Consider the following 19,928-nt stretch of genomic DNA (forward strand, 5'->3'; position numbering starts at 1 on the left):
TCCGGCCGGCTCCCGGCCGCTCCGTGCAGCCGCGGCCCGCTTAGCTGCCCCCGCCCCGCTTGCCAACAAGCCCCGCGCGGCACACATCACGCGCCATGATCCCCGACGATATCGAATGGCGCGTCTCCGCTGGCCTTACCCCCTATCAGGAGGCGCTCGCCGAGATGGAGGCGCGCGCGGCCGCGGTAGCGGCGGGCGAGGCGCGGGAGCTCGTCTGGCTGCTCGAACACCCGCCGGTCTATACCGCCGGCACCAGCGCCGCTGCCGAGGATCTGCTCGACCCCCGCTTTCCGGTGATCCAGACCGGGCGGGGCGGCAAATACACCTATCACGGCCCCGGCCAGCGCGTCGGCTACCTTATCCTCGACCTGGGCCGGCGCGGCCGCGACGTGCGCTGCTTCGTGCATGCGCTGGAGGACTGGCTGATCGGCGCGCTGGGGCGGATCGACATTCCAGCGTTCCGGGTGGAGGGGCGGGTCGGCATCTGGACGCGCGAGGGCGGAACGGAAGCGAAGATCGGTGCGATCGGCGTGCGGGTGAAGCGCTGGGTGACTCTGCACGGCTTTTCCGTGAACCTGGCCCCCGACCTGGCGGACTTCGGCGGCATCGTGCCCTGCGGTCTGGGCGAGTTTCCCGTCACCAGCGCGGCCCTGCTGGGAAAGTCGGCGGATTTCGCAACCTTTGACGAAGCGCTGGCGTTGGGGTGGCGCGCATTCGCGGAAAGTCTGTCCTGTGCGCGAAAAATCGAGGCTTGAGGGCACCACGGGTTGCAGCTAATGTCCATCACGGTTTGGGTATTAAGGGCACAGCCTTCCAAGCCCATCATCTAGGGAGCTTTCCAAATGCGTGCACTCATCTCCAAGGTCCTGACGGGTTCGGCGATCGCCGCGGCGGCGCTCGCGGTGTCGGCTTGCGGCTCGAAGACCGAAACCACCGAGAACACCGTCGTCACCGACATGAACGCCACCGAGGGCATGGGCGACACCATGACCGACAACATGACCGCGACCGACGCCACGATGGGCAACGACGCGATGATGGCGAACGACACCAGCATGATGTCGAACGACACCACCATGACCACCAACAGCACCACCACCACCAACGCGATGTAATCGCAGACGATTGGCGGCCCGGCCGCCGATCGGGTGAGGTGAAGGGCCGTCCGGGCGACCGGGCGGCCTTTTCGATTCCAGGCCCCTCCCGCTGCCGCGTCGCGGTCGCCCTCGACGGCTCGATGCGACAAGCCTGTTGAAAGCGCTTGGGATTAACCGTGAAAAGCCGTATCGGCGCAAAGCCAATGCGAGAGGGTGTATGAGCGTGAAGCGTAGTGTGATCCGGCTGGTGGCGGCCGCTCTGGGAACGGCAATGGCGATCGCGGCGGTGCCCGCGCAGGCACAGTTCTTCTTCAAGTCGCACGACCTGTCCGCGCCGCCGGTGAAGGGCGACGAGCCCGGCTTCATCCCGTTGCCCGGCGGCACGCCCGCCGAATTGCGCGCCAGCCTGGTGTGGCACATGCGCGCGGCGATGAACTATGCCGCGCTGCAATGCCAGTTCGAGCCGACGCTGCTGAGCGTGGACAATTACAACGACGTGTTCCGCGACCACCGCGCCGAGCTCGACAATGCCTATGCGACGCTGACCAAATACTTCCAGCGCGTGAACAAGGCGCCCAAGGCGGCGCAGACCGCGCTGGATAGCTACGGCACGCAGGTCTATTCCAGCTTTTCCACCGCCACGCCGTACATGTTCTGCCAGACGGCCGCCTCCATGGAACGCGACGCGCTGTTCACGCCGCGGGGCCAGCTCTACACGGTGGCCGAAAAGCGGATGCAGGAGTTGCGCAACTCGCTGGTGCCTTGGGGCGAGCAGCAGTTTCCGCGCGGCAACCAGTTCAACGGCCGGGTTTCCCTGCCCAGCCTGGACGCGCGCTGCTACGACAAGAAGGCTGCCTGGAACGGCAAGTGCGGGCCGTACACGCTGTACGAGCGGTAAGGACCCCCGGTCTGCCGCGAAAGCGGACGGGCGAGGCGCGGCGCCGATCTACCAGCGTCGCGTCACCGGGCGGTCGGCGGAGTGCCGGCCGATCTCGCCTAGCGCAGCCCTAACAGCTTGTGGGTCTGCAACGTCAGCCGCCATTTCGGCCGCGCCATGACGAGGTCGATCGCTGCGTGGTGGTTCTCGCGAGCGCGGGGATCGTCGAGCGGCTGGAGCAGGAAATGGCCGAACTGCCATTCCTCCAGCGCAACCGGGTCGATGCCCGCCTGCGGCCAGACCAGCTTCAGTTCGTCGCCCTGCCGCTGTACCACCTCGCTGCCCGCCTTGGGGCTGATGCACAGCCAGTCGATGCCGGGATGCGCGGGCAAGGTGCCGTTGCTTTCCATCGCGATACGAAAACGGTGCGCGTGCAGCGTTTCCACCAGCGCGTCATCCACTTGCAGCATCGGCTCTCCGCCGGTCAGCACGACGAACCGCTCGGCCTCGCCCTCGCCCCAGAAGCCGACCACGGCCGCGACCAGCGCGGCCGCATCGGCGAAGCGCCCGCCGCCCAGCCCGTCCGTGCCGACGAAGTCCGTGTCGCAGAACCGGCACACCGCGCGCGCGCGATCCTCTTCCCGGCCGGACCAGAGATTGCACCCGGCGAAGCGCACGAACACCGCGCGGCGCCCGGCATTGACCCCCTCGCCCTGCAGCGTGAGGAACATTTCCTTGACGGCGTAGCTCATCGCATCAGGCCGGGGTGACCGCATAGTTGGTGGGATCGGGCAGCCCGGCTTCCTCGAACCCCTTGGCGCGCAGGCGGCAACTGTCGCACTCGCCGCAATGCAGGCCGCCGGGCGCGGGATCGTAGCAGGACCAGCTCATCCCCGCGTCCAGCCCCAGCCGCGCCGCCTCGCGCACGATGTCCGCCTTGCTCATGTGCTGCAGGGGTGCGCGGATGCGGAAGGGCTTTCCCTCGACGCCGGCCTTGGTCGCCACCTCCGCCAGCCGCTCGAACCCGGCGATGAACTCGGGCCGGCAATCGGGATAGCCCGAATAATCGAGCGCGTTGACCCCGATATACAGGTCGCGCGCGCCGGATGCCTCCGCCCAGCCGAGCGCCAGGCTGAGGAAGATGGTGTTGCGCGCGGGCACGTAGGTGATCGGGATGCCGGGCTGCACGCCCCCCTTCGGCACGTCCATATCGGCGGTCAGCGCCGAGCCGCCGAACGCGGACAGGTCCAGCGGCAAGACGATGTGGCGCTCGGCGCCGAGCGCCGCGGCGATGCGCCGCGCGGCGGCCAGCTCGACCTGATGGCGCTGGTTGTAATCCACCGACAGGGCAAGCAGGCGATGCCCGTCCTCGCGCGCCCGCGCGGCGGAAACCATGGAATCGAGCCCGCCCGAAACAAGGGCAACGGCGTAGGTAGGGGAAGTAGTCATCGGCGGCAGCTAGGGGGCGCAGCGCCGGATCGCAAGCCGCCCGCAAAAGAAGGGCCGCCCGGAAGCGGCCCAGTTCATGCTAGGGAGAAAACGTGTCCACCAGAGACGACGTGGTGCTCGATCTAGGGCAGCGAGGGTAAACCCTTGCTTAACGAGGCGGGGCGCAGGTGCCGGTGCGCCGCGCCTCATAGTCGAATTCGAAGGGCTGCCCGGCGGCGATGCCGGATGTCTGGATGTGCACCAGCCGGGAAGTTTCCACCGTCAGTTCGGTGCGGCCGTGGCCGGCGCCCGGGCAGGTATAATGCACCACCAGGCTGGCGGGCGCATCCTCCACCACGAAGCGGCTGCACCCGGCCCCGCGATGCGCGGGCTGCAACAGCAGGGCCGGGTCCGCCACGCAGACCGTCTGCACGGCGCCGCCCGCCTCGCGGAGTTGCCATTGCCCCCGCTCGATGCCGGCAAGCGCCGCCATGCGCGGCGCCGCCGCCGTCACGCCGGCAAGCGCCAGCGCCAATGTTCCCAGCCGAACGACCTGCCGCATTGCCTTGCCCCGCCGGCGCCCCCGTGCGCCTGCCGCGCATCTGGGAAGCCCGCCGGCAGATTGCAACGGCTACGCAACGACCTCCGCGGCACGGACCGGGAACTTGGTGGAGCAGAACTGGCAGTCAACCTGGATGAAGCCGGTCTCGTCGGCCATCTCCTGCTGCTCCTCGGCCGAGAACTTGGCGAGCACCGAGCCGATATAGTCGGCCGAACAGCGGCAGCCGCGCACCAGCCGCGTTTCGGCCAGCAGGTTCACCCGCTCCTCCTCGTTGAACAGGCGCCACACCAGGGTTTCCAGCGGCAGCGCCGGGTCGGCGAGCTCGGCTTCGGACGTGGTTTCGGCCAGCGCGCGGACATGGTCCCATTCGGGATGGTCCAGCCGGGTATGCAGCCGCTCGCGCCCGTCCTCGCCCTCGGGCAGGTGCTGGAGGAACAGCCCGCCCGCCATGCACCGCCCACCCTGCCGCGCCATGCCGATGCGGATGGTGGTCGGGATCTGCTCGGACTGGAGGAAGTAGCTTTCGGCCGCCTCGGACAGCGACGTGCCGTCCAGCGGCACGATGCCCTGGTAGCGCTCGCCGCTGGACGCCTGGTCGAAGGTCACCGCCAGATAGCCCTTGCCGAACAGCGCGAACAGGGTCGGCTCTTCCGGCATCTCGGCCAGCCGATCGGCATCGAACTGCACATAGCCGCGCAGCTCGCCGCCGCGATAATCGCAGACGAGCAGGCTGACCACGCCACCCTGCGTCTGTGTCTGCAAGGTCAGCTGCCCGCCGGCATCCTTGAGCGTGGAGCCGACCAGCGCGGTGAGCGTCAGCGCCTCCGCCAGCAGCGCCTCGATCGGCGCGGGATAGGCGTGGGCGGACAGGATCGCATCCAGCACCGGGCCGACGCGCACCATCCGCCCGCGCGCATGCTGCGCCGGGATGGTGAAGCCGATCGCGCGGTCGAGATCGATGTTGCGGGGTTCGTCGGTCATGGTCGTTCCGTTCGGGCTGGGCCTGTCGAAACCCTGCCCTTCTTCGCGAGGAAGAACGGCCCTTCGACAAGCTAAGGGCGAACGGGAGGGAGGCGACAGGCGATGTCCGCCCCAAGATAGGAGGCGCGACCTTCCGATCAACCGATCTGCCCGAAGCACCAGCGCAGCACGGATTTCTGTGCATGCAGCCGGTTCTCAGCTTCCGCCCAGATCAGCGACTGCGGCCCGTCGATCACCGCCTCCACCACTTCCTCGCCGCGATGCGCGGGCAGGCAGTGGAGGAACACCGCGTCGGCCTTGGCGCGCGCCATCAGGCCCACGTCCACCTGGAACGGCGCCATCGCCTTCAGCTTGCTGTCCGCTTCGGCCTGGCCCATCGAGATCCAAGTGTCGGTGACGATCACGTCCGCGCCGTCCGCCGCCTCGCCTGCGCTGCCGACGACACGCGCCCGACCCTGACCGCGGGCGACATCGGCCTCGCTCGGCTGGAACCCCTGCGGACAGGCGGCGACCACGTCGAAGCCCATCAGCCCGCCGGCCTCCATGATCGAGGCGAGCACGTTGTTGCCGTCGCCCAGCCACGCGACCTTGAGGCCGGGCAGCGCCTTGCCGCTCTCCACCAAGGTCAGCAGGTCGGCGACGATCTGGCACGGATGAGAAGCGTCCGTCAGCCCGTTGATGACCGGAACGGTGGCATGTTCCGCCATGTCGACCAGCTTTTGGTGATCGTCCGTGCGGATCATGATAGCGTCCACATAGCCGGACAGCACGCGCGCGGTGTCCGCGATGCTCTCCCCGCGGCCGATCTGCATGGAGCCGGCGTCCATCACGATCGACGTGCCGCCGAGCTGGCGGATCGCCATGTCGAAGGACACGCGCGTACGGGTCGAGTTCTTCTCGAAGATCATCGCCAGCGTGCGCCCGGCGAGCGGCGCGTCGCCATCGGCCTTGCCCTTGGGGAATCCGGTGCGCGCGGCCTTGCGGTCGATGGCGTCGGCCAGCATCGCGGCGATCGCGTCGCCGCCGGCGTCGGAGAGGTCGAGAAAGTGGCGAATGGTCATCTTGTCCTCCCCAGTATGGGGAGGGGGACCGCTCGCGAAGCGAGTGGTGGAGGGGGCTCTCCTCCAGCGGACCACTCGCGGCGATCCCCCTCCACCATGCTGCGCATGGTCCCCCTCCCCGTGCCGGGGAGGATCAGCTCGTCAATCGTCGGACGGCATCGCATAGCTGCGCGCTGCCGCGCTGAGCTTCTCCAGGCATTCGGCGATGTGCGATTCCTCGATCACCAGGGGCGGCAGCACGCGCACCACGTTCTCGCCCGCCGAAACGGTGAGCAGCCCGTGATGGTCGCGCGCATGGGCGACGAAGCTGCGCGCCTCGGCCGCGTCCGACAGCTTGAGACCGAGCATCAGGCCCTTGCCGCGCACGCCCACGAACAGGTGGTCGTGGTTGGGGATGAGCTGCTCCAGCCCGGCGCGCAGCCGCTCGCCCATCGCCGTCACCCGGTCGAGAAAGCCGGGCTCCTGCATCACGTCCAGCACCGCCTCGCCCGCGGCCATCGCCAGCGGGTTGCCGCCATAGGTGGAGCCGTGGGTGCCGAACACCATGCCGCTTGCCGCCTGTTCGGTGGCGAGGCACGCGCCCAGCGGAAAGCCGCCGCCGATCCCCTTGGCCACCGTCATGATGTCGGGCGTGATGCCGTAATGCTCGTAGCCCCACATCTTGCCGGTGCGCCCGTAGCCGCACTGCACCTCGTCCAGGATCAGCAGCAGGCCGTGCTCGTCGCAGGCGCGGCGCAGGCCCTGGAGGAACTCGGGCGTTGCCGCCGAAACGCCGCCCTCGCCCTGCACCGTTTCGACCAGGAAGCCGGCCGTGTTGTCATCGATCAGCGCGAGCGCGGCCTCGAGATCGTTGAACGGCGCATAGGCGAAGCCCGGCAGCAGCGGCTCGAACCCGTCGCGCATCTTCGGCTGGTTGGTCGCGGAGATCGCGCCCATCGTGCGGCCGTGGAACGCGTTGTTGAAGGTGATGAGCTTGTGCCGCTGCGGCTCGCCCTTGACGTAGAAGAAACGGCGCGCAGTCTTGATCGCGCACTCGATCGCTTCGGTGCCCGAATTGGTGAAGAACACGGTGTCGGCGAACGAACAATCCACCAGCCGCTGCGCGAAATGCTCGCCCTGCGGGGAGCCGTACAGGTTGGACACGTGCATCAGCGTCGCCGCCTGGTCGGCAATCGCCTGCACCAGCTTCGGATGGCCGTGGCCCAGCGCGTTGACCGCGATGCCGGCGGCGAAATCGAGATAGCGCTCGCCGCGTTCCCCGATCAGGTAGACGCCTTCGCCTCGCACCGGGCGCACGTCACACCGCGGGTAGACGGGCATGAGGGCGGGCGTGGCCACGGCACTTCTCCTTTGAACAAACAAAAAAGGCGGCCCCAGGCAGGACCGCCGGAGCGGGCATTTACACGGGGGTGGCCGGGTGCGTCAAACCCTTGCGTCACCAGACGTCACCCCTGCCTCGTGCCGGGGTCCATTCCGCGGCGAGGTGCAAGGCCGGAGCCTCTTGCCCAGCGTGGGCGGCACAGTGACCCCGGAACAAGTCCGGGGTGACGGTTGACGTCAGTTCTTCAGCTTCCAGCCGCGCGCCAGCACCGCGTAGCAGATTGCCGCCAGCACAACGTCGAGCACCAGGATCAGCACCGCGCCCACCGCGATCGGCGAATCGGCGGTGCCGAGGAAACCGTAACGGAAGCCCGAGATGATGTAGAAGAACGGATTGACGTGGCTGAACGTGCGGAACGCCGGCGCGAGGTGGTCCACCGAATAGAAGGTGCCGGACAGGAGCGTCAGCGGCGAGATCACGAAATTGGTGATCGCCGCCGAATGATCGAACTTCTCCGCCCAGATCGAGGTCAGCACGCCGACCAGCGCCAGGAACGTCGCGCCAAGCAGGCCGAACCACAGGATCGCGAGGGGTGCATGCGGGGTGACGTGCACGCCTGGCCAGAACAGCATGAAGAACCAGACCGCGAACCCCACCAGCACCGCGCGCGTCACGGAGGCGGTGACCAGCGCCGTCAACAGCTCGCCCGTGGACAGGGGCGGCTGGAGATAGTCGACGATGGTGCCCTGCATCTTGCCCACCAGCAGGGAGAAGCTGGCATTCTGGAACGCGTTGTTCAGCATGCCCATCACGATCAGGCCGGGGGCGATGAAATCGGCAAAGGCGACCTCGGTGGCTCCGACCATCACCGGGCGCCGGGCGCCGGTGGAAACGGTGAAGATCACCAGGAACAGGAGCGTGGTAACGGCCGGCGCCCACACCGTCTGCAACTGCACCTTGAAGAAGCGGCGCACCTCCTTGATATAGAGCGTCCACAGCCCGCCCCAGTTGACGCGCCGGATCACCGGTTCGCCGGGGGCGTGGCGGATCGCCGAAGATGTTTCGCCGATGGGGGGCTGGCTGCTCATGGCGCTTGCGCTAGAGATTGCCGCCGCCGCCCGCAAGTCGGCACGAAGGACAAGGAAGTCACATGGCCTGGACCGACGAGCGGATCGAAACGCTCAAGAAGATGTGGGAAGCGGGGCAGACCGCCAGCCAGATCGCCGACGAGCTGGGCGGCGTCAGCCGCAACGCGGTGATCGGCAAGGCGCATCGCCTGGGCCTTCAGTCCCGCCCCTCCCCGGTGCGCCCGAACGAGGCCCGGCCTGCCGAGGCGCCCGCCGCCGAGGTGCGTGCGGAGGAGCCGGCCCCGACGGTCAGCGAGGCACGTCAGCCCGCCGCCGCCAGGCCCGTCGCCGCCGTCGAGGCGCCGACACCCGCGCCCGCGCCCGAAGCGAGGCCCGCCGCCCCGGTGAGCGCCGACACGGCTCCGGCGGCCACGGCCCCGGCTCCCGCCGCCCCATCGCAGCCCGTCCTTCGCTCGGTGGGTCCGGGCGGCTTCGTCCGCCAGTCCCCCGGCGAGCAGCAGCCGCCGATCGCGCCCGCCCCGCCGCGTCGGCTGGTGCCGGCCAAGCCATCGCCGGAGATTGCGGGCAAGACCAGCCTGCTCGACCTGTCGGACAAGATCTGCAAATGGCCGCTCGGCCACCCCGGCGAGCCCGACTTCCATTTCTGCGGCGAGAAGGTGAACCCGGGCTTCCCGTATTGCGTGGCGCATTGCGGCCATGCCTATCAGGCGCAGCTGCCCCGCCGCGACCGGCGCCCCGCCCCGCCGCTGCCGTTCGGGTCGCCGCGCGGACGCTGACGCGCCGTTACCGCGATTGCAGACCGCTTAGGTTGCCAGCCCCTGTTCGGAGACGATCCGGGCGGGGGTTTTCGCATCGGCATGGTAAATCCGGCACCGTGACCCCTGGCCATGTTTGGCGCGGGGCAACCGCGCGCCGCGATAGTGCCGGCCATGGCCTGGTTGCCCGCCATTCCCCGCCCGATCCGCCAGCTTGCCCGCGATCCGCGCGGCACGTCCGTGGTGGAGTTCGCGATCATCCTGCCGGTGTTCGGCTGCGGCAACATTGCGCACAGGCCTTGCCCCCTATACGTTCTCCTCCATGTCCGACGATCTCTTTGCCGCCTCCTCCAGCCAGGCCGGCACCGATTATGACGCCTCCGCCATCGAAGTCCTGGAAGGGCTGGAGCCGGTCCGCCGCCGTCCCGGCATGTATATCGGCGGCACCGACGAGCGCGCGCTGCATCACCTCGCCGCCGAGGTGCTCGACAACGCCATGGACGAGGCGGTGGCCGGCCACGCCACCCGCATCGAAGTGGTGCTGGAGCCGGGCAACCGCCTGACGATCACCGACAATGGCCGCGGCATCCCCGTCGATCCGCACCCGAAGTTCCCGGGCAAGAGCGCGCTGGAGGTGATCCTGTCCACGCTGCACTCCGGCGGCAAGTTCGAGGGCAAGGCCTATGCCACGTCCGGCGGCCTGCACGGCGTCGGCATCTCGGTGGTCAACGCGCTGTCCTCCGACACGGTGATCGAGGTCGCCCGCAACAAGGAGCTGTACCGCCAGCGCTTCTCCCGCGGGCAGACGCTGGGGCCGCTGGAGCATGTCGGGCCGACGCCCAACCGGCGGGGTACCGCCGTCAGCTTCGTGCCGGACACCGAGATCTTCGGCGAGATGCCGTTCCGCCCTGCCCGGCTCTACAAGCTCGTGCGCTCCAAGGCCTATCTGTTCGCGGGCGTGGAGATCCGCTGGAAGTGCGCGCCGGAACTGGCGGAAGGAGACGTTCCGCCCGAGGCCGTGTTCCAGTTTCCGGGCGGGCTGGCGGACCATCTGCGCGAGCAGGTCGCCGGCCGCGAATGCGCCACCGCCGACTTCTTCGCCGGGCGCCAGGATTTCCCCGCCGATGCCTCCGGCCGCTCGCAGGGCCGGGTCGAATGGGCGGTCGCCTGGCCGCTCTGGTCGGACGGCAGCTTCAGCTGGTATTGCAACACCATCCCCACGCCCGATGGCGGCACCCATGAGCAGGGCCTGCGCCAGGCGCTGGTCCGCTCCCTGCGCGGCTTCGGCGACCTTGTCGGACAGAAGAAGGCCAAGGATCTCACGCCCGACGACGTGATGGTGGGCGCCGAGCTGATGCTGTCGGTGTTCGTCCGCGAGCCGCAATTCCAGTCGCAGACCAAGGACCGCCTGACCTCGCCCGAGGCCGCCACCCTGGTGGAGCGGGCGGTGCGCGACCATTTCGACCATTTCCTGTCGGACAACATGGATCGCGGCCGCGCGCTGCTGGGCTATGTGCTCGATCGCATGGACGAGCGCCTGCGCCGCAAGCAGGAGCGCGAGGTCAAGCGCAAAACCGCCACCTCCGCGCGCAAGCTGCGCCTGCCGGGCAAGCTGACCGACTGTTCCGCCGACGACCCTGCCGGCACCGAGCTGTTCATCGTCGAGGGCGACTCGGCCGGCGGCTCGGCCAAGCAGGCGCGCGACAGGAAGACGCAGGCGATCCTGCCGATCCGCGGCAAGATCCTGAACGTGGCATCGGCCAGCTCGGCCAAGATCTTCGCCAACCAGGAGATCGCCGACCTCGTCCAGGCGCTCGGCTGCGGCACGCGCAAGGAATGCCGGCCGGATGCGCTGCGCTACGAGAAGGTCGTCATCATGACCGATGCCGACGTGGACGGCGCGCATATCGCGACGCTGCTGATGACCTTCTTCTTCCAGGAGATGCCCGAGCTGGTCCGCCGCGGGCACCTCTACCTGGCGCAGCCGCCGCTCTACCGCCTCACCGCCGGCACCAGGAGCCTGTACGCGATGGACGATGCCGATCGCGCGCGGATCGAGGCCAAGGAGTTCAAGGGCAAGAAGGTGGAGGTCGCCCGCTTCAAGGGTCTGGGCGAGATGAACCCGATGCAGCTGCGCGAAACCACCATGGACCCCAAGAGCCGCAGCCTCATCCGCATCACCCTGCCGCAGGAATATGAGGAGCGCGCGGGCGTCAAGGATCTGGTCGACCGGCTGATGGGCAACAATCCGGCGCACCGCTTTGCCTTCATTCAGGAGAATGCGGCGCGGGTGGACGAGGAAGCGCTGGACGCGTGACGGGCGCTATGCCCGCCCGCCGATGAGGTCGGTCGCGAGCGCCTCGTAGAAGCGGCAGATGTCGAGCATGTCGCGGCTTTCCAGCGCGAGCCGCTGGCCCAGGTCGTAGCGGCGCAGGGCGTTGGTCGACGGATCGGTCCAGCCGGTGGTCATCCAGGCGAGACCCGGCGCATCCGGGCGCAGGACGGCGCCGTTGCAATAGCGCAAACAGGCGCGGGAGCGGCCAAGCGCGCGCAGGCGGCCGCCATCGCCGCCAGGTTCGCCTTCATCGCCGCGCAGGGCGGCGAGCTTGTTGGCCGCATTGTGTCGCCCGTGCGGCGCGGCCGGATCGAGCGTGTCCATGAGGACGTGGAGAAAGCGGTCAAGCTCCGCCAGGCAGTTGCCGAGATGCCGCGTGCGTATCTCCGCTGCGCCGTCCGGGTCGCCGGAGGTCGCAAGCCAGCCGCGTTCCGCACGGAGCGACAGGAAACGGGTGCCGGCGAACAGCGTACCCCGCGCCCGGTCCACCGTCGGGGCGATCAATCCTCGATCACTGGGGCGCCGGCGGCATTGCGCAGCCGGCCGGCGTCCGCCCGCTCGGCGCGGACCGCCATTGCATCCCACGAGGCGGACGCGCGCTCGCATCGCTCGCGTACGTTCTGCAACGTCGCCTGTGCGGCGTTGTTGCGCTCGACCAAGGCCTGGCTGCGGAAGAAAACGGCATCGCGAGACATGGGTCGTCCTTTCGTGGGAGAGGAAGAGGCAGCGACCGGCGCGGCCGCTGCCTCGCCCGGTTTACGCGGTCTGCAGGTTGACGGCGGCCATCTTGCCGCGGCGATCCTGCTCCAGTTCGTAGGTGACGCGCTGATCCTGGTTCAGCGTGACGAGGCCGGCGCGCTCCACGGCGCTGATATGGACAAAGGCGTCCGGGCCGCCGTTTTCCGGCGCGATGAAGCCGTAGCCCTTGTCGGCGTTGAAGAACTTGACGGTGCCAGTGATGCTCATGTGTGCTTCCTTCGATTTGTCGGGCCCGCAAGAAGGCAGGCCGGAGCCGCGGTGCAGGGAAAGAAGGAACGAGCCGCAAAGCAGAGAACCGTCGATTTGCGACTTCAGCCTCCGATATATCGCACGCCGCGGACGCACTTGTAAGGGGCGGCCGGCAAATTAATCGGAGGAAGCACTCCGGCGGGCGCATCCGGACGGATCGGACATGGCCGAAACGGGAGGCGCCCGCATCGGCGGTGCCCCCCCCCGGCCCGGCCTGTCGTTACCGACGGATCAGGCGTTACATGCCGTTGGAAAGGTTGGTGTCCGGATCATGCGTGCGCATGTCCTCGGCCTGGTTCTGGCCGGTCGCGCGCACCGCATCGGCCTGGTTGTCCAGGCTGGCTTCCGTGGCGGAGGTGCTGGCGTTGTCCGCCGCTTCCTCGATATTGTCGGCCACGGCATCGGCATTGGCCTCGATATTGTCGGCGGTCTGCTCGCGCGGGCTGGAGTTGCAGGCGGCAAGCGAGGCCAGACCGGCGGCGGCGGCGAGAACGAACAGCTTTTTCATCGAATTCCCCTTACGGCACGAGAGATCGTGACTGAAGGGTAACAAATATCAGTGCCGCGCTTTGTTCCCGCGGCGGCGGTTCTCAGTCGTCGCGCATGCGCATCAGGTGATAGCGCGTCCGCAATGCGGCTGCCGCCAGCAGGTTGAGCAGCCCCAGGGCCAGCGCGCCCAGCGGCACCGCCGCCGGCAGGCCCGGCACGGCGACCACGCGCACCAGCGCCAGGACGACGCCCAGCACGGCGAACATCGCCCCCGTATGGCGCAACGGGCGGGCGACCCCCTGCAACTCGCGCCGGTAGAGCGCGCGGCCTTCCGGCGTGGACAGATCGGGCGGGGTCACCCGCGCCACTCCCCTGCCAGCAGGCCCCAGATCAGGCTGTCGCGCACGCCGATATGCGTCTCCCACTCGGCGCGAAGCCGGCCCTCCTGGCGGAAGCCGAGCGCCGCCAGCAACCGGTTGGAGGCGGCGTTGTCCGGGTCGGTATCCGCGAAGGCGCGCCGTGCACCTGCCGGTCCGAACAGCTGGTCGAGCAGCGCCGAAACCGCTTCCCGGGCGAAGCCGTGGCCGCCGTGCGCCGGCACCAGGCCATAGCCGATCTCGAACACCCTTCCCTGCCGCTTCTCGTGCGCGGAAAGCGTGCCGATCGCCGCGCCGCCCTCCGCCGGGACGATCGCCCAGTTGCACCAGCCCGGCGTCCCGCGCATCTGCTCCAGCTTCGCCCGCGTGTCCTCCACGTCGGCGAGCGGCGGATGCGACCACCAGCGCATCGCCGCCGGCTCTCCGAACAGGGCGTGCAGGCTGGCGGCATCGTCCAGGTCGATCGGGCGCAGGTGCAGCCGTGCGCTGGAGAAAGAGGCGGGCAGGCTCATGCCATCCTGCTCAGGCGGTGAGCGCGTCCACCAGCGAGCGCACCTTCTTCTGCCGCCATTGCGGCAGCGGCGCGACCAGCCAGTAGCCGAGTGTCGAAGGCCGCGGGCTGCCGATCACCGCCACCCGCCCCGCCGCGATGTCCGCGGCGGCGAGCAGTTCGGGCACCGTGGCCCGACCCAGCCCCGCGGCGGCGGCATCCAGCGCCAGGCCGGCATCGCCCACGCGGACCAGCGCGCCGCCGTCCTCGCCCGGGCAGCCGGGCCAGGCGATCGCGGTGTCGATCCCGCCGCCGGCCCGCTCCACCGTCACCAGCCCGTCGGACTCGAGCGCCTCGCCCTCATGCTCGCCCGGTCCCGCGCCCCAGCGGATTGCCAGGTCGAGGTTCGCCTCCGTGAAGTCGATCTCGGCATCGGCCGCCACCAGCACGAAGCGCAGCTCGCCGTCCCGCCGCGCAATCTCCGCCAGGCGCGGCATCAGCCACTTTTCGGTGAGGTCGCGGGGTGCGGCGATGGTCAGCGACTTGGAGGTCTGCCCCGCCTGCATGGCGCGCACCGCTTCCTCGAACTGGAGAAAGCCCTGGCGCAACGCCTCCAGCCCCGCCTCCCCCTCCGGGGTCAGCTCCAGGCCCTTGGTGGTCCGGCGGAACAGCACCACGCCCAGCGTGTCCTCCAGCGCGCGGATCTGCTGGCCCACGGCGGCGGGCGTCACCGCCAGCTCGTCGGCGGCGCGGGTGAAGGACAGATGGCGCGCGGCCGCGTCCAGCACGCGCAGGCCGTTGAGCGGAAGATGCGTGCGCTTCATGCCGGCCGGCCCTGATCGGAGAGGCCGGCCCCCGTTCGCGATGCGACCCTCACGGCCCCACCGCCGGCGCGATCAGCGCGAACTTGGGGATCGCGACATCGAACAGCTCGCCGCTTTCCGCCACCACATGATAGCTGCCCTGCATCGATCCGGTCGGCGTCGCCAGGGGACAGCCGGACACGTAATCGAAGCTGGCCCCCGGCGCGATCAGCGGCTGCTCGCCCACCACGCCCTCGCCTTCCACCGGGTGCCGCGCGCCGCGCCCGTCCGTCACGATCCAGTGGCGGGTGAGGAGCTGCACCGCCTGCGCGCCGTCATTCTCGATCCGCACGTGATAGGCCCAGAACCAGCGCCCGCGCCCCGGCTCGGACTGTTCGGGCAGATAGCTCACCGCCACGCGCACGGAGATTCCGCGCGTCTCGGCGACATGCGGGAACAGCGCCTTCACAGGCCAACCTGCCTGAGCGCCTGATCGAGATCCTCGATCAGGTCGTCCGTATCCTCCAGCCCGACATTGAGGCGCAGCAGCCCCTCGCTCACGCCCATCTCCGCGCGCTTTTCGGGGGAAACGCCGTAATGGGTGGTGGATGCGGGATGCGTCATCAGCGAGCGCGAGTCGCCGATATTGTTGGAGATGTCGATCAGCTCCAGCGCGTTGAGCAGCGCATGCGCCTGTGCGCGGTCGGCAACCTCAAACGCGAAGATCGGGCCGAAGGCGCTCATCTGCCGGGCGGCCAGCGCATGCTGCGGATGGCTCTCCAGCCCCGGATGGAGGATGCGCGGCACACGGGCCTCGAGGAACCGCCCGACCTCCAGCGAGCTCTCGCTCTGCCGGCGGATGCGCAGGTCCAGCGTTTCCAGCCCCTTCAACACCACCCAGGCATTGAAGGCCGAAAGCGTCGGCCCGGTGTTGCGGGTGAACGGCAGCAGCGTGTTGTCGATGAAATCCTGCGTGCCGCACACCGCACCGGCGAGCACGCGCCCCTGCCCGTCCATCATCTTGGTCGCGGAATAAGCGGTCACGTCCGCGCCGAACTCCATCGGCCGCTGGAGCGCCGGCGTGGCAAAGGCGTTGTCGACCACGCTGGTCACGCCGTTCGCGCGCGCAATGCCGCACACCGCCTCCAGGTCCACCACGTCCATCGTCGGGTTGGCCGGCGTTTCGAAGAAGAAAACGCGCGTGTTGGGTTGCAGCGCATCCTGCCACGCTTGCGGATCGCGCGCATCGACGATGGTGGTCTCGATGCCGAACTTGGGCAGCAGCGTATCGGTGAGCCAGCGGCAGGAGCCGAACGCCGCACGGCCGCCCACCAGATGGTCGCCCTGCTGCAACTGGCACAGGAGAACGGCGGTCATCGCCGCCATGCCGGACGCCATGGTGCGGCAGGCCTCCGCGCCTTCCAGCAGGGCGATGCGCTGTTCCAGCATCTCCACCGTCGGATTCTGCAGGCGCGAATAGGTCATTCCTCCCTGCTCGCCGGCGAAGCGCGCCGCGGCGTCCTCCGCCCGGTCGTAGCTGTAGCCGGAGGTGAGGAAGATCGCCTCGCTGGTTTCGCCGAATTCGCTGCGCGCGGTGCCGCCGCGCACGGCCTGGGTGGCGAGCCGCCAGTTGCGGGTGATCGAGAGGTCTTGTCCGGTGCGACGCTTCATGCCCGCCGCTTTGCGCCCGCGCGCCCGCGTGCGTCAACCGCCCGCGCGCCCGCGTGGCGCGACCGGAGCCTGTCACGGCGCCGCTTGCGTGCGCGGCGGCTTTGGGGAAAGGCGGATGCCATGCCCGCCGCGCGCCCGCTCCGTCCCGCCCAGGTCGCGTTGCTGTTCGCCGTTGCGGCGCAGTTCCTGTTCTCGCTGTTCGTCACCCGGCCGCACAAGCTGGTGTTCGACGAGGTGCATTACGTCTCCGCCGCCCGCGCGCTGCTGTGGCGGACCCACCTGGCCAACCCGGAGCACCCACCGCTCGCCAAGGCGCTGATCGCGGGAGGCATCCTCCTGTTCGGCGACAACAGCCTGGGCTGGCGGATCGGCTCCACCCTTGCCGGGACGCTGACGATCCTGGCGGTGTTCTGGATCGCGTGGCTGCTGTTCGCGCGGCTGCGTACCGCGGTGCTCGCGACGCTGTTCGCCGGCGTCAACTTCACCGTCTACGTGCAGGCGCGCATCGCCATGCTGGACAGCTACATGGCCGCGTTCCTGCTGCTGGGCATCGCCGCCCTGCTCTGGTCGATGCGCGCCGAAACGGCACGGCAGGCGAGCCGGCGCTGGCTGCTCGGCTCCGTCCTGCTCGGCCTGGCGGTGGGCTGCAAATGGACCGCCGCGCCCTATGTCGCGTTTGCCGGGATCGCCTTTCTTGCCACCCGGCTGCGCGACGGAGGGCTGGACAGGCGCCCGCTCGCCGAAGCGCTCGGCGGCTGGCGGCAGCGGCACTGGCCCGGGCTCTCCGCGTGGCGGGCGATGCTCACGCTGGGGCTGGTGAGCGTGCTCACCTATCTCCTGTGCTTCCTGCCCACGTTCCTGCTGCGCACGGATACGGTGACCTTGTCCACGCTGCTGCCGCTTCAGCGCACCATGTACGCCCTCCAGACGCAGGTGCTCCCGGCGCATACCTATCAATCGAGCTGGTGGAGCTGGCCGCTCGACCTTCGGCCGATCTGGTATCTGTACGAGCCGGTGGATGGGGCACAGCGCGGCATCCTGATGCTCGGCAATCCCGCGATCCTGTGGGGCGGGCTGCTGGCGGTGGCCGCCTGCGTCTATGGCTGGGTGCGCGGGGAAAACGTGAAGCTGCTGGCGGTGGTGCTGCTCTGGGCCGCGTCCTTCCTGATCTGGGCGGCGATCCCCAAGTCGCTGGGCTTCTTCTATTATTACTACGTGCCCAGCATCCTGCTTTGCCTGCCGCTCGCCGCCGCGTTCGGGGAGTTCGCCAGGCCCAATCTCGCTGGCAACGGCCGCCGCGTGCATTGGGACGAGGCGTTCGCCACCTTCGCGATCGGCCTATTCGTGTTCTTCTACCCCATCCTCTCCGCCGCGGCGCTGCCGGCGGCGGATTCGTTCAAGCACTGGATGTGGCTGCCGGGCTGGCCCTAATAGCGGCCCCAGACGAAGCGGGAGGACAGGGCATAGTTCCACACCGCGCCGACCAGCACGCCGACCAGCGCCGACACCGCCCAGCCGCCTTCGCGCACGTCGTACAGGAAGGCGGCGATGCCGACATTCGCCACCGCGCCGACCGAGCAGACCACGCAGAACGAGACCCAGCCGTCGAACAGCTGGCGCGCGCCCTTGAGCCTCCGGTCGCGATAGGTCAGCGCGTTGTTGAGGAAGAAGTTCAGCGTCATCGCCGCCAGCGTGGCCATGATCTCGGCCGACAGGAACGTCGCGGAAAGCCCCAGGAACAGCGCGGACAGCACCGCCATATGGACGCCCACGCCCAGCACGCCGATCGCCGAGAACATGGCGAAGCGCACGGGCACGACCCTGCCGAAGCGGCGGTCGTAGAGCGCGATGAGATATTCCATCGCCACCACATGGTCGAGCTTGCTTTCCCCCTCCGTGCGCACGCGGAAGACATAGCCGAACTCGCGATATTGGAGCGGGCGTGCGCTGGTCGTCAGGATGTCGAGCAGGATCTTAAAGCCGATGCCGGACAGGTGCGGCACCACGCCGCGCGCCACGTCCGTGCGGATCAGGAAAAAGCCGCTCATCGGATCGCTGACATCGACCTTCAGCACGCCGCGCGACAGGCGCGTGGCGAAGGCGGACTTGGCCACCCGATCGCGGTCCCATTCGCCGGTGCCGCCGCCCTCGACGAAGCGGGAGCCGATGGCGAGATCGAGGTTTGGATCGGCCTGCAACGCGTCCAGCATGGCCGGCAGGATCGTCTCGTCATGCTGCATGTCGCCGTCGATCACCGCCACGCACGGCGCCGCCGTCGCCAGCATGCCCTCGATACAGGCGGTGGACAGGCCTCGCCGCCCGATCCGCTGGATCACCCGCACCCGCCTGTCGAGCCGGCCGATGGCACGCGCCGCATCCGCCGTGCCGTCCGGACTGTCGTCATCGACGAAGATCGCTTCCCACACGCGGCCGGCCAGCGCCCGGTCGAGCCGGGCGATCAGCGTGGGGACATTGGCGGCCTCGTTGAACGTCGGGATGACGACCGCCAGCTCGAGCAGGTCGCTCATAGCCGCGCGAGCACCGCCTCACCCATCGCGGCGGTGGACAGGGTGCCGCCCAGATCCGGCGTCCGCGCGCCCGCCTTCAACGCCGCCGTCACCGCATTCTCGATCCGGTCGGCCGCCTCCGCCCGGTCCAGCGTGTGGCGCAGCATCATCGCCGCCGACAGGATGGTGGCGCACGGATTGGCCCTGCCCTGCCCGGCGATGTCGGGGGCCGAGCCGTGGATCGGCTCGTACAGGCCCTTGGCCTCCGCGTTCAGCGCGGCGGAGGGCAACATGCCGATCGAGCCCGCGCACATGCTCGCCTGGTCGGACAGGATGTCGCCGAACAGGTTGCCGGTGACGATCACGTCGAACTGGCCGGGATTGCGCACCAGCTGCATGGCGGCATTGTCGACATACATGTGGGTCAGCTCGATGTCCGGATACTCGGCCGAGACCTCGATCACCACGTCGCGCCACAATTGCGAGGTTTCCAGCACGTTGGCCTTGTCCACCGAGCACAACCTGCCGCGCCGCGCCTCCGCCGTGCGGAAGCCGGCATGCGCGATGCGGCGCACTTCCGCTTCGTTGTAGCTCATCAGGTCATAGCCTTCGCGCAGGCCCCCGGCGGTGGTGCGCATGCCCTTTTCGCCGAAATAGACGTCGCCGTTCAGCTCGCGCACGATCACCATGTCGATTGCGCCGGCGACCTCCGGCTTCAACGCGGAGGCGTCCTCCAGCCCGGGAAAGAGGCGCGCGGGCCGCAGATTGGCGAACAGGCCCAGCTCCTTGCGCAGGCCCAGGATCGCCTGTTCGGGACGCAGCGCGCGCTCCAGCCGGTCGCACTCCGGATCGCCCACCGCGCCGAACAGGATCGCCTCGGCGCGCCGCGCAAGGTCCAGCGTGGCCGGCGGCAGCGGATGCCCGGCGGCACGGTAGGCGGCGCCACCCACCGGCGCTTTCTCGAACACCAGGCCGAGATCGAGCGCCTCCAGCACGCGGCGCGCCTCCGCGATCACTTCGGGGCCGATCCCGTCTCCGGGCAACAAGGCGATCAGGGTCATGCGGGCTCCGCTGGCTG

The 19,928-nt window shown here is 69.1% G+C and carries 24 protein-coding genes; 6 read left to right on the forward strand and 18 right to left on the reverse strand.

Features of this window, described 5'->3' with window-relative positions:
* Positions 1-95 precede the first annotated feature (95 nt).
* The 3 genes from lipB to DVW87_RS11155 all read left to right on the forward strand — a co-directional run bounded on the left by lipB (position 96) and on the right by DVW87_RS11155 (position 1,995).
* A complete protein-coding gene (gene lipB / locus DVW87_RS11145; protein WP_114687821.1) occupies positions 96-755 on the forward strand; it encodes a lipoyl(octanoyl) transferase LipB in 660 nt (219 codons plus the stop codon).
* A gap of 87 nt (positions 756-842) precedes the next feature.
* Positions 843-1,115, forward strand: a complete 273-nt coding sequence (locus tag DVW87_RS11150) for a hypothetical protein (protein ID WP_114687822.1) — start codon at positions 843-845, stop codon at positions 1,113-1,115.
* A 205-nt stretch (positions 1,116-1,320) separates the two neighbouring features.
* Positions 1,321-1,995 carry a hypothetical protein gene (locus tag DVW87_RS11155; RefSeq protein WP_420822334.1) on the forward strand — a complete coding sequence of 225 codons (675 nt, stop codon included), beginning with the start codon at positions 1,321-1,323 and terminating at the stop codon, positions 1,993-1,995.
* Between the two features lie 98 nt (positions 1,996-2,093).
* On the opposite strand, the gene queE is transcribed toward DVW87_RS11155, so the two are convergent.
* The 7 genes from queE to DVW87_RS11190 form a co-directional block, all read right to left on the reverse strand.
* Complete coding sequence (gene queE / locus DVW87_RS11160) at positions 2,094-2,726, reverse strand: 7-carboxy-7-deazaguanine synthase (protein WP_114687824.1); 633 nt, start codon at positions 2,724-2,726, stop codon at positions 2,094-2,096.
* 4 nt (positions 2,727-2,730) lie between these two features.
* Entirely contained in the window at positions 2,731-3,423 is a 693-nt protein-coding gene (queC, locus tag DVW87_RS11165) for a 7-cyano-7-deazaguanine synthase QueC (protein ID WP_114687825.1), read from the reverse strand.
* Between the two features lie 148 nt (positions 3,424-3,571).
* Entirely contained in the window at positions 3,572-3,964 is a 393-nt protein-coding gene (locus DVW87_RS11170; protein WP_114687826.1) for a DUF3617 domain-containing protein, read from the reverse strand.
* A 69-nt stretch (positions 3,965-4,033) separates the two neighbouring features.
* Positions 4,034-4,945, reverse strand: coding sequence for an Hsp33 family molecular chaperone HslO (hslO, locus tag DVW87_RS11175; RefSeq protein ID WP_114687827.1), 912 nt, complete (start codon positions 4,943-4,945; stop codon positions 4,034-4,036).
* A 137-nt stretch (positions 4,946-5,082) separates the two neighbouring features.
* Complete coding sequence (argF, locus tag DVW87_RS11180; RefSeq protein WP_181814807.1) at positions 5,083-6,006, reverse strand: ornithine carbamoyltransferase; 924 nt, start codon at positions 6,004-6,006, stop codon at positions 5,083-5,085.
* A gap of 141 nt (positions 6,007-6,147) precedes the next feature.
* On the reverse strand, positions 6,148-7,344 hold the full coding sequence (locus DVW87_RS11185) for an aspartate aminotransferase family protein (RefSeq protein ID WP_114687828.1): 1,197 nt from the start codon (positions 7,342-7,344) through the stop codon (positions 6,148-6,150).
* Between the two features lie 219 nt (positions 7,345-7,563).
* A complete protein-coding gene (locus tag DVW87_RS11190; protein WP_114687829.1) occupies positions 7,564-8,415 on the reverse strand; it encodes an ABC transporter permease in 852 nt (283 codons plus the stop codon).
* Positions 8,416-8,477: 62 nt separating this feature from the next.
* On the opposite strand from DVW87_RS11190, the gene DVW87_RS11195 reads away from it, so the two are divergent.
* Both DVW87_RS11195 and parE read left to right on the forward strand, forming a co-directional pair.
* Positions 8,478-9,191, forward strand: coding sequence for a GcrA family cell cycle regulator (locus DVW87_RS11195; protein ID WP_114687830.1), 714 nt, complete (start codon positions 8,478-8,480; stop codon positions 9,189-9,191).
* A 301-nt stretch (positions 9,192-9,492) separates the two neighbouring features.
* Positions 9,493-11,487, forward strand: a complete 1,995-nt coding sequence (parE, locus tag DVW87_RS11200) for a DNA topoisomerase IV subunit B (protein WP_114687831.1) — start codon at positions 9,493-9,495, stop codon at positions 11,485-11,487.
* 6 nt (positions 11,488-11,493) lie between these two features.
* Here the strand turns inward: parE and DVW87_RS11205 are convergent, their stop codons facing one another.
* From DVW87_RS11205 to DVW87_RS11245, 9 genes are all read right to left on the reverse strand, one after another.
* Positions 11,494-12,009, reverse strand: coding sequence for a hypothetical protein (locus tag DVW87_RS11205; protein WP_114687832.1), 516 nt, complete (start codon positions 12,007-12,009; stop codon positions 11,494-11,496).
* Entirely contained in the window at positions 12,006-12,200 is a 195-nt protein-coding gene (locus DVW87_RS11210; RefSeq protein WP_114687833.1) for a hypothetical protein, read from the reverse strand. Before DVW87_RS11210 ends, DVW87_RS11205 begins: the two co-directional genes overlap by 4 nt.
* Before the next feature lie 61 nt (positions 12,201-12,261).
* Positions 12,262-12,471 carry a cold-shock protein gene (locus DVW87_RS11215; protein WP_114687834.1) on the reverse strand — a complete coding sequence of 70 codons (210 nt, stop codon included), beginning with the start codon at positions 12,469-12,471 and terminating at the stop codon, positions 12,262-12,264.
* Between the two features lie 280 nt (positions 12,472-12,751).
* A complete protein-coding gene (locus DVW87_RS11220) occupies positions 12,752-13,021 on the reverse strand; it encodes a hypothetical protein (RefSeq protein ID WP_114687835.1) in 270 nt (89 codons plus the stop codon).
* 82 nt (positions 13,022-13,103) lie between these two features.
* Positions 13,104-13,361 (reverse strand): hypothetical protein, encoded by a 258-nt coding sequence (locus tag DVW87_RS11225; RefSeq protein ID WP_147276260.1) that lies wholly within the window; start codon positions 13,359-13,361, stop codon positions 13,104-13,106.
* Positions 13,358-13,891 (reverse strand): GNAT family N-acetyltransferase, encoded by a 534-nt coding sequence (locus DVW87_RS11230; RefSeq protein WP_114687837.1) that lies wholly within the window; start codon positions 13,889-13,891, stop codon positions 13,358-13,360. The genes DVW87_RS11225 and DVW87_RS11230 overlap by 4 nt, the downstream gene beginning before the upstream one ends.
* A 10-nt stretch (positions 13,892-13,901) precedes the next feature.
* Positions 13,902-14,693, reverse strand: a complete 792-nt coding sequence (locus DVW87_RS11235) for a LysR family transcriptional regulator (RefSeq protein WP_114687838.1) — start codon at positions 14,691-14,693, stop codon at positions 13,902-13,904.
* Between the two features lie 49 nt (positions 14,694-14,742).
* Positions 14,743-15,141 (reverse strand): Co2+/Mg2+ efflux protein ApaG, encoded by a 399-nt coding sequence (gene apaG, locus DVW87_RS11240; RefSeq protein ID WP_114687839.1) that lies wholly within the window; start codon positions 15,139-15,141, stop codon positions 14,743-14,745.
* Positions 15,138-16,343, reverse strand: coding sequence for a trans-sulfuration enzyme family protein (locus tag DVW87_RS11245; protein ID WP_114687840.1), 1,206 nt, complete (start codon positions 16,341-16,343; stop codon positions 15,138-15,140). Before DVW87_RS11245 ends, apaG begins: the two co-directional genes overlap by 4 nt.
* Before the next feature lie 120 nt (positions 16,344-16,463).
* Between DVW87_RS11245 and DVW87_RS11250 the strand changes: the two genes are divergently transcribed.
* Complete coding sequence (locus DVW87_RS11250) at positions 16,464-17,774, forward strand: phospholipid carrier-dependent glycosyltransferase (protein WP_114687841.1); 1,311 nt, start codon at positions 16,464-16,466, stop codon at positions 17,772-17,774.
* Here DVW87_RS11250 and DVW87_RS11255 read toward each other — a convergent pair.
* Both DVW87_RS11255 and leuB read right to left on the reverse strand, forming a co-directional pair.
* Positions 17,771-18,871, reverse strand: coding sequence for a glycosyltransferase family 2 protein (locus DVW87_RS11255; RefSeq protein ID WP_114687842.1), 1,101 nt, complete (start codon positions 18,869-18,871; stop codon positions 17,771-17,773). The genes DVW87_RS11250 and DVW87_RS11255 overlap by 4 nt on opposite strands.
* Complete coding sequence (leuB, locus tag DVW87_RS11260) at positions 18,868-19,911, reverse strand: 3-isopropylmalate dehydrogenase (RefSeq protein ID WP_114687843.1); 1,044 nt, start codon at positions 19,909-19,911, stop codon at positions 18,868-18,870. The genes DVW87_RS11255 and leuB overlap by 4 nt, the downstream gene beginning before the upstream one ends.
* Positions 19,912-19,928: the final 17 nt, after the last annotated feature.

The sequence above is a fragment of the Sphingomonas aracearum genome (assembly GCF_003345355.1).
GTDB lineage: Bacteria > Pseudomonadota > Alphaproteobacteria > Sphingomonadales > Sphingomonadaceae > Sphingomonas > Sphingomonas aracearum.

What these genes read in the sequence shown, in the direction of transcription:
- lipB (WP_114687821.1), top strand. Translation starts at nt 96, where the DNA reads ATGATCCCCGACGATATCGAATGGCGCGTCTCCGCTGGCCTTACCCCC.
- DVW87_RS11150 (WP_114687822.1), top strand. Translation starts at nt 843, where the DNA reads ATGCGTGCACTCATCTCCAAGGTCCTGACGGGTTCGGCGATCGCCGCG.
- queE (WP_114687824.1), bottom strand. Translation starts at nt 2,726, where the DNA reads ATGAGCTACGCCGTCAAGGAAATGTTCCTCACGCTGCAGGGCGAGGGG.
- queC (WP_114687825.1), bottom strand. Translation starts at nt 3,423, where the DNA reads ATGACTACTTCCCCTACCTACGCCGTTGCCCTTGTTTCGGGCGGGCTC.
- DVW87_RS11170 (WP_114687826.1), bottom strand. Translation starts at nt 3,964, where the DNA reads ATGCGGCAGGTCGTTCGGCTGGGAACATTGGCGCTGGCGCTTGCCGGC.
- hslO (WP_114687827.1), bottom strand. Translation starts at nt 4,945, where the DNA reads ATGACCGACGAACCCCGCAACATCGATCTCGACCGCGCGATCGGCTTC.
- argF (WP_181814807.1), bottom strand. Translation starts at nt 6,006, where the DNA reads ATGACCATTCGCCACTTTCTCGACCTCTCCGACGCCGGCGGCGACGCG.
- DVW87_RS11190 (WP_114687829.1), bottom strand. Translation starts at nt 8,415, where the DNA reads ATGAGCAGCCAGCCCCCCATCGGCGAAACATCTTCGGCGATCCGCCAC.
- DVW87_RS11195 (WP_114687830.1), top strand. Translation starts at nt 8,478, where the DNA reads ATGGCCTGGACCGACGAGCGGATCGAAACGCTCAAGAAGATGTGGGAA.
- parE (WP_114687831.1), top strand. Translation starts at nt 9,493, where the DNA reads ATGTCCGACGATCTCTTTGCCGCCTCCTCCAGCCAGGCCGGCACCGAT.
- DVW87_RS11210 (WP_114687833.1), bottom strand. Translation starts at nt 12,200, where the DNA reads ATGTCTCGCGATGCCGTTTTCTTCCGCAGCCAGGCCTTGGTCGAGCGC.
- DVW87_RS11215 (WP_114687834.1), bottom strand. Translation starts at nt 12,471, where the DNA reads ATGAGCATCACTGGCACCGTCAAGTTCTTCAACGCCGACAAGGGCTAC.
- DVW87_RS11220 (WP_114687835.1), bottom strand. Translation starts at nt 13,021, where the DNA reads ATGAAAAAGCTGTTCGTTCTCGCCGCCGCCGCCGGTCTGGCCTCGCTT.
- DVW87_RS11230 (WP_114687837.1), bottom strand. Translation starts at nt 13,891, where the DNA reads ATGAGCCTGCCCGCCTCTTTCTCCAGCGCACGGCTGCACCTGCGCCCG.
- DVW87_RS11235 (WP_114687838.1), bottom strand. Translation starts at nt 14,693, where the DNA reads ATGAAGCGCACGCATCTTCCGCTCAACGGCCTGCGCGTGCTGGACGCG.
- DVW87_RS11245 (WP_114687840.1), bottom strand. Translation starts at nt 16,343, where the DNA reads ATGAAGCGTCGCACCGGACAAGACCTCTCGATCACCCGCAACTGGCGG.
- DVW87_RS11250 (WP_114687841.1), top strand. Translation starts at nt 16,464, where the DNA reads ATGCCCGCCGCGCGCCCGCTCCGTCCCGCCCAGGTCGCGTTGCTGTTC.
- DVW87_RS11255 (WP_114687842.1), bottom strand. Translation starts at nt 18,871, where the DNA reads ATGAGCGACCTGCTCGAGCTGGCGGTCGTCATCCCGACGTTCAACGAG.
- leuB (WP_114687843.1), bottom strand. Translation starts at nt 19,911, where the DNA reads ATGACCCTGATCGCCTTGTTGCCCGGAGACGGGATCGGCCCCGAAGTG.